This is a genomic window from Deltaproteobacteria bacterium (assembly GCA_016219225.1).
Classification (GTDB): domain Bacteria; phylum Desulfobacterota; class RBG-13-43-22; order RBG-13-43-22; family RBG-13-43-22; genus RBG-13-43-22.
The window spans coordinates 1-6,771 of the sequence record JACRBX010000305.1; the positions used below are offsets into that span (position 1 = coordinate 1).

The window sequence follows — 6,771 nt, forward strand, 5'->3', positions numbered from 1 at the left end:
ATCGGTTTTCAAAGCAATTCGACCCGAAGTTCCCTCAAATTCCTTGTTTCGGTCGTGGGCCAATTGGCCATATATACCGGAAGCGATTACCTCTCCTTCAATCGTCGGGATGATACCGGAGTTTTTATCTTGATGCGAAAATTTTGGAATGAGCCGGATGGCCAGGTTTTTAGTGATTCGGCGACCGGTTCTGACCTCATCAAATAATTTCGGAGCTTTTCCGTCTCCCGTAGTTTTGCCGAGATACTTTGGAAGAACGACCTTGCGGCTGATGCTTGGCACATCGTCGGGGTGCACGAGAACGCTGAAATGTTTTCCCAGAAGGTCTTCAGGTTGAAAACCAAGACTGGTGATAGAATGGCTCAAATAGACAAAACGACCTTCGGGGTCGATTTTATAAATGATATCGGGCATAATATTGAGTATACTTTCATACTCTCTTAAAGTCTTATAGGCTTCCGACAATTCTTGGGCCATGATATCATTAGCGACCGGTTTTTCGTTCATTACGAAATTCCTCTTCATCAAAGGTGCGGATCCCGTCTTAACTGCCACGGGGGACCGGGATTGGGCTCGCTTGATTCAAAAAATAACCGTCGATCCATGGTCCGGCCCCAAATGTTAAAAATAAATGCAGAGTATCAACATAATCGAAGACCCGGAAGGGGTCAATAAAATTTTAGGGTCCCTTCCGCAGACCACTCGACGTTTAAGATAAAAGAAGATCAGGATAAAAAGTTGACTTTTATTAACGGAATGACTAAGTTGAACGTTAAGTGAATCAGGCAAATGACTGAGGTTTGGTAAAATAATCATGCACGAAATGGGGATTGCCCAAAGTATTTTGGATATCGTGGAACAGGAGATGGCCCGACACGGGGCCACCAGGGTGAGTACCATTCGCCTGGTGGTCGGAGAGTTTACCGCCGTAGTCCCCCATAGCCTGACCTTTTGCTTCGAGATAATCACCAAAGACACCCCCTTTGAAGGGGTCAAACTCGAAATGGAACAGGTGCCCCTGACCGGTCGTTGCTCCGGATGCGGTGAGGAATTCGTCATTAAAGAGTACCGGTTTGTCTGTCCCAAGTGTCAATCCCAGGAGATCGAAACGGTCGCCGGCAAGGAGTTGTTTATTAAAGAGATTGAAGCGGAATGAGAAACGGCAGGGATTCCTTTTTGGACGCTGATGGACGCAGATTACCAAGATTATAAATATAAAGAATTAACTGAAAAGATTATTAAAATCTTCTATAGGGTTTACAATAAACTTGGTTACGGTTTTCTTGAAAAGGTGTATGAGAATGCAATGATGTTAGAAATTAGAAAAGAAGGTATCTGCGGGTATCTGCGTAAATCAGCGTCCTAATTATAAGGAAAAAATCATGAAAGTCCCTGTCATTAGAAACGTATTGGAGGCCAACGAACAGTTGGCGGAAAAAAATAAGGCCCTGTTTAAAGAGCATGGGTTGTTGGTCCTTAATCTGATGAGTTCCCCCGGGGCCGGAAAGACGACCCTGCTGGAACGGACCATCGAGGCCCTGAAGGATAAGATCCGGATCGGGGTCATCGAAGGGGATATCCAGTCGACCTATGATGCCGAGCGGATCGCCCAAAAAGGGGTTATGGCCGTCCAGATCAATACCGACGGGGCCTGCCATTTAGACAGCCGGATGATCCAGGCGGCCCTCAAGGAATTTGACCTGTCGGCCCTCGACCTTCTGGTGGTGGAAAATGTCGGCAACCTGGTCTGCCCGGCTGAATTCGATGTGGGAGAAGATTACAAGGTCATGATCTTGAGCGTTACCGAAGGGGATGACAAACCCCTTAAATATCCCCTGATGTTTGCCAAGTCCAGCGTGCTGCTGGTCAATAAAACGGACCTGCTTCCCTACATCAACACCAGTGTTGAACAAATCCGTAAAATTTCTTTGGAGATCAATTCGAAATTAGAGATCTTCGAAGTCTCCTGCCAGACCCGAACCGGCCTGGAGCCTTGGTTTAACTGGATTCTTCAACGAGTCCCCAAATATAAAAAAGAATGAAAACCAGGCACCATGTTTCCATCCAGGGTATCGTCCAAGGGGTGGGGTTTCGCCCTTTTATCTATCAGCAGGCCAAGGCCAGAAACTTAAGCGGATATGTGACCAACACCTCCCAGGGTGTGGAACTGGAAGTCGAAGGGGAGGTGGAGGTTATTGAAGGTTTTTTGCAGGCCGTCCAGAACGAATCACCTCCCTTGGCCCATATTACAAGTATCCAGCAGTTCCCTCGTCCTTTAGTCCATGACTGTGAATTTATTATCGGCGAAAGCATCGTTAAGGAAGACCGCTCAGCCCTGATCTCCCCGGACACGGCCACCTGCCCCGATTGTCTAAAGGAACTTAAAGATCCTTCGGACCGTCGCTTTGAATATCCTTTTATCAACTGCACCAACTGTGGTCCCCGTTACACCATTATCAAAGATATCCCTTATGACCGGGCCAAGACCACCATGGCCCCCTTTACCATGTGCGCCGAGTGTGCAGAGGAATACTATTCCCCTTTGAGCCGCAGGTTTCATGCCCAGCCCAATGCTTGCCACCGATGCGGCCCGCAGGTTTATCTGCACGATGCCCAGGGTCATCCTTTGGAGGTTTCCGAGCCGATCCGGGAAACCGCCCACCTGCTCAAAGAGGGCTGGATCGTGGCCCTGAAAGGTTTAGGGGGTTTTCATCTGGCCGTGGAGGCTACTCAGGAGGAGGCGGTCAGACGTTTGCGTGCTCGGAAGCATCGGGAAGAAAAACCCCTGGCCCTGATGTCCGGGGACCTTTCCACCGTTTCCCGTTTTGCCCGGATCAGCGAGGAAGAAAAAGAAATCCTCTTATCCAGAGAGCGTCCTATTATCCTGCTGGCTAAAAAGCATCCCAATCCCATTGCCCCTTCGGTGGCCCCGGGCAACCAAACCTTCGGGGTCATGTTGCCTTATACGCCGTTACATCACCTTCTTTTAGCACAGGGCTTTGACGCCCTGGTCATGACCAGCGGCAATCTTTCAGAAGAACCGATCTGCCTGGAGAATGAAGAGGCCTTTCGGCGCTTGGAAGGGATAGCCGATTATTTTTTGGTGCATAACCGGGAGATCTATCTGCGCAGCGATGATTCCATTGTCCAGAGGGTTTCAGGGCGTACCCGCCTGATGAGGCGGTCCCGAGGTTTTGTGCCAATACCCATTTTTTTGCAAGAACCGGTCTCCCCCATCCTGGCCTGCGGGGCAGAACTGAAAAATACCATCTGTCTGACCAAGGATAACAAGGCCTTTTTAAGCCAGCACATCGGGGACCTGGGAAATCTGGAGACCCTGGATTTTTTTAAGCTCACAGTAGACCATTTAAAGCGAATCCTCCAGATCGAACCGGAGATCCTGGCCTATGACCTGCACCCCGATTATCTGAGCACCCAATATGCCCTGGAACAGGAAGGGTTGCATCTGATTGGTGTTCAGCATCACTTTGCCCATATAGTGGGCTGTATGGCCGAACACGGACTGCACGAAAAGGTGATCGGCCTTTCTCTGGACGGTAGCGGCTACGGCCTCGACGGCCGGATTTGGGGGGGAGAGATATTGGTGGGCGATTTGTCCTCCTTTGAGCGGAGAGGCCATTTTGCCTACCTGCCCATGCCGGGTGGGGCCAGGGCCATTAAAGAACCCTGGCGTATGGCCGTCAGTTATCTATACCAGGCTTACGGGGAAGAACTCTGGGAACAGTCCCTGCCTTTTCTGCAGAAACAAGATCGGCAAAAGATGGAAACCCTTATCCAGATGATCCGGCAAGGGATCAATTCCCCTCTCACCTCCAGTTGCGGAAGACTTTTTGACGGTGTGGCGGCTCTGGTCGGTTTAAGGGAAACGGTGGCCTTTGAAGGCCAGGCGGCCATGGAACTGGAGATGATTCAAGATGGGCAGAATGAATCGCCCTATCCCTGGGAAATAAGCAAAGAGGAGGGCGTTCTATTAATTCAACCCGCGGCCATTATCCGGGGGGTGGTGGAAGATATCCAAAAAGGGGTCTCCAGAGGGCAGGTCAGCCGGCGATTCCATTTAACGATGATGGAAGTCCTGGTCCGGATCTGCATCCATCTGCGTAACGAATCAGCCCTGAATAAGGTTGTACTGGGCGGAGGGGTTTTTCAAAACAGGACCCTTCTGGCAGGGGTGGAAGAAGGGCTTCTGAAAAAAGGGTTTCAGGTCTTCTGCCATTCCCTGGTACCGACCAATGACGGTGGAATCGCCCTGGGCCAGGCTGTGGCGGCCCATTATATGAGCAAGAAAGGAAGTGACGGGTGACGAGTGACGAGAAGGAAGCCTGATAATTTTGATAAATTGAAAAAAGCTAAAAGAGGTTTCTCCCCGACACCCGTCCCCATCTTTTAAAATGATCGCCTCACTCCATCCCTGCATTACCAGGGACATCAACATCCTTTGCGCCGGTCGTTCCCTCACCGAAAGGGAGAAGAAACGATTGGCTAAAGCGCAAGCCGTTGTGGTCCCTCAAGGGGTAACTGCCGAAGTCTACAAAGAATGCCGCCGGTTGGTCCCCAGGGTCTTTCCTAATTATGACCTTCGGTTTCCTCTGGAGGGAAAAGTGGGGGACGCCTTGCTTTTTGAGTATTATCAGGTCCCCCATCCCCGAACGCTCGTTTTAAAAAACCGTGAAGCCTTGTTTGAGAATTATCCTGATTCGGACCTCCTGCCTTCCCTGTTGTCCGGTTACCCCTTGGTCCTGAAGGCCAACCAGGGAGGGGAGGGGACTTTTGTTTTCTTAGTCCATTCCGAAAAGGAGCTGTTGGAAAAGCTGGATTTATTGCCGAGAGGAATTCAGGCTTCCGAAGGGTTTGTCTTGCAGGAACGGATTGATCATGGAGGAAAGGATTTGAGGGTGGTCGTTCTATTCGATACCTTTTATGCTTACTGGCGCGTACAACCGAACCCGGAAATATTTTTGACCAATCAGAATCAGGGAGGACTCATCGATTTTGGAGGGGATATCCTTCAGAAAGAGCAGGCCGTCGGAGCGGTCCGGGATTTTTGTGAAAGGAGCGGGATCAATCTGGCCGGGTTTGATATTATTTTTGATCGTAAAGAAAAACGGCCCGTTCCTTTATTTTTGGAGATCAATTATTATTTCGGGAGAAAAGGACTCGGCGGCTCCATGCGCTTTTACGAGATGCTTGAGCAGGCCGTTGACCGCTGGCTGGTTTCATCGGATAAAGGTGGCGATTTGAGAATAATTAAGATATGATTTTTCCACCCCGCAGGTGGGGGCGGACAGGGACGACCTTCGGACCCTCAAGACAAGAAATGAATCGTTCAAGGAGCGTATATGTGTCTGGCTATTCCTATGGAAGTCAAAAAAATAAATGACAATTGGGCCCTGGTGGAATATGAAGGGACCCGGCGGGAGGTCCGCTTGGAGATCTGCGACCAACGGCCCGAGATTGGAGATTACGTCATCATCCATGCCGGTTTTGCCCTGCACCGGATCGATGAGGAAGAAGCCAAAGAAAGTCTGAAATACTGGAAGGAAATCCTGGCCCATGTCGATGAAACATTTGAGTGAATATCGCGATAAAGACCTGGCCGGCAAACTGATCGCCGCTATCCGGGCTGAATCCAGGAAATCGATCCGTCTGATGGAGGTTTGCGGGACCCATACGGTTTCCATTTTTCGTCATGGGATCCGTCAGTTGTTGCCGCCGACCATCCGACTCATCTCCGGCCCCGGATGTCCGGTGTGCGTGACGGCTACCGAAGAAATAGACCGGGCCGTCAGGCTGGCGGGGAACCCCGAGGTCATGGTGACCACCTTTGGAGACCTGGTCCGGGTCCCGGGCAGCCATTCCTCCCTGCAACAGGAAAGGGCCAGGGGCGCCGACGTACGTATGGTTTATTCCAGTTTCGACGCCTTGAAATTGGCCCGGGAAAACCCGAATAAAAAAGTGGTCTTCCTGGCTATCGGTTTTGAGACCACGGCCCCGACGATTGCCGCGGCCGTCCTGGAAGCCCAGCGATCAGGGTTGGAGAATTTTTATATCCTATCGGCCCACAAACTTCTTCCTCCGGCTTTGGCGGCCCTGCTGAATTCGGGAAATCTGAATATTCAAGGTTTTATTTATCCCGGCCATGTGACCACCGTGATCGGCACTTCGGCCTATGAAACCGTGGCCCGTACTTACAAGGTCCCCGGCGTGGTCTGCGGGTTTGAGCCGGTGGACATTCTGGAGACCATTCTCCTGCTCGTCCGGCAGGTCGAACAGGATCAGGCCCGGGTGGAGATCCAATATAAACGGGGGGCCACGGCCGAAGGCAACTCCAAGGCTCGGGCGGTCCTGAATCAGGTCTTTGTTCCTTGTGATGCCCCCTGGAGGGGGTTAGGGCTCATCCCGGGAAGCGGGTTGACCTTACGTCCCGAATATCGGACCCTGGCCGCCGAAGATCATTTCGATCTCGACGTCCCCCCGGCCCAGGATCATCCGGGCTGTGCCTGCGGAGAGGTATTGCTCGGGGCCAAGACCCCCCCGGAATGTAAACTCTTTCGAAAGGTTTGCCGGCCAGACAGTCCCATCGGCCCCTGCATGGTTTCCACCGAGGGGACCTGCGCGGCTTATTTTAAATATCAGGAATAAATATTAACCTTAAATCAGAACATCCGTTTCAGCCTTTTGTTCGGTTCATCCATTCCTTCAACCTTTTCGTCCTGCCTTGCCAGTATCTCGGACGCCTCTTTTGATGGG

8 protein-coding genes are annotated in these 6,771 nt (G+C 51.2%); 7 read left to right on the forward strand and 1 reads right to left on the reverse strand.

Going from position 1 to position 6,771, the window contains the following annotated elements; genetic code table 11:
• On the reverse strand, positions 1–525 hold a 525-nt coding region (locus HY879_24670), incomplete at its 3' end, for a PAS domain S-box protein (GenBank protein MBI5606538.1).
• A gap of 298 nt (positions 526–823) precedes the next feature.
• On the opposite strand from HY879_24670, the gene hypA reads away from it, so the two are divergent.
• The 7 genes from hypA to hypD all read left to right on the forward strand — a co-directional run bounded on the left by hypA (position 824) and on the right by hypD (position 6,663).
• Positions 824–1,156 carry a hydrogenase maturation nickel metallochaperone HypA gene (hypA, locus tag HY879_24675; protein MBI5606539.1) on the forward strand — a complete coding sequence of 111 codons (333 nt, stop codon included), beginning with the start codon at positions 824–826 and terminating at the stop codon, positions 1,154–1,156.
• 30 nt (positions 1,157–1,186) lie between these two features.
• The gene (locus HY879_24680; GenBank protein ID MBI5606540.1) at positions 1,187–1,366 is read left to right on the forward strand and encodes a GxxExxY protein; all 180 of its coding nucleotides are present in this window, start codon (positions 1,187–1,189) and stop codon (positions 1,364–1,366) included.
• A 16-nt stretch (positions 1,367–1,382) separates the two neighbouring features.
• Positions 1,383–2,042 carry a hydrogenase nickel incorporation protein HypB gene (hypB, locus tag HY879_24685; GenBank protein ID MBI5606541.1) on the forward strand — a complete coding sequence of 220 codons (660 nt, stop codon included), beginning with the start codon at positions 1,383–1,385 and terminating at the stop codon, positions 2,040–2,042.
• Entirely contained in the window at positions 2,039–4,324 is a 2,286-nt protein-coding gene (gene hypF, locus HY879_24690; GenBank protein ID MBI5606542.1) for a carbamoyltransferase HypF, read from the forward strand. Before hypB ends, hypF begins: the two co-directional genes overlap by 4 nt.
• Before the next feature lie 175 nt (positions 4,325–4,499).
• Positions 4,500–5,279: a glutathione synthase gene (locus HY879_24695; GenBank protein MBI5606543.1), complete on the forward strand. Its 780-nt coding sequence runs from the start codon at positions 4,500–4,502 to the stop codon at positions 5,277–5,279.
• A gap of 81 nt (positions 5,280–5,360) precedes the next feature.
• Positions 5,361–5,597, forward strand: coding sequence for a HypC/HybG/HupF family hydrogenase formation chaperone (locus tag HY879_24700; protein MBI5606544.1), 237 nt, complete (start codon positions 5,361–5,363; stop codon positions 5,595–5,597).
• Positions 5,581–6,663, forward strand: coding sequence for a hydrogenase formation protein HypD (gene hypD, locus HY879_24705; GenBank protein ID MBI5606545.1), 1,083 nt, complete (start codon positions 5,581–5,583; stop codon positions 6,661–6,663). Before HY879_24700 ends, hypD begins: the two co-directional genes overlap by 17 nt.
• The last annotated feature ends 108 nt before the right edge of the window (positions 6,664–6,771 follow it).